Genomic DNA, 630 nt, shown 5'->3' on the forward strand with positions numbered 1-630 from the left:
GATAGGGTGATGTACCTTGATAGGCAAAACCAAACGGTCGGGTTTACTTTTGAGATACCAGGTTGTGAACAAAGAGATGACTTAGGTAACTGTTGCTTTAAATGGGAAGAAGTTGTTTGCAGGTTAACCTCGAAAATGGGCGCGCCGGGTGTAATGAATTACTTTCCAGAAATTAGCCATATTGATCAAGAAAAGTACCCTAAAACAATAGTAACCGGTTCAGTTGTAGAACTTTCAGCCAATCCAGTGCATTGTTATTTATTGTGGGAGTGTTATGTACGTTTTATGGATTTAAGTAAGCCATTGCCCGATGTGCCTGTATATGAACAACACCGTCATTCAGATCCAATTACAGCAGAGTTTGATAAACAAAATAATCGTCCTTCAGACTTTTGGGTAGACTTTTCAATTGAACAGCAAATTGAAATTAGGGACGAAATTTTAGAAGATGCTTTTCCATATGATTGGCTAAAAGGTAAAGAGCGTGAAGAAGTAATCAAACCTTGGCTGCATTGGAAAGCAGAGCCTGAGCGCATAGAGCAATTAACGTGGAAATATAAAGTAAAGCGTTTATTGATTCAACTTTTTATCGGCTTTCCGTGAGACTGTTTAAGTTTCAGAGTCCATGAT

At 38.4% G+C, this 630-nt stretch carries 1 pseudogene; it reads left to right on the top strand.

Annotation, left to right across the window (positions count from 1 at the left end):
• Positions 1-603 (top strand): annotated as a pseudogene (locus I6F66_RS21315) (hypothetical protein); the annotation flags it as partial.
• Between the last annotated feature and the right edge of the window lie 27 nt (positions 604-630).

It is taken from the genome of Pseudoalteromonas sp. NZS100_1 (genome assembly GCF_015864285.1).
Lineage (GTDB): Bacteria > Pseudomonadota > Gammaproteobacteria > Enterobacterales > Alteromonadaceae > Pseudoalteromonas > Pseudoalteromonas arctica.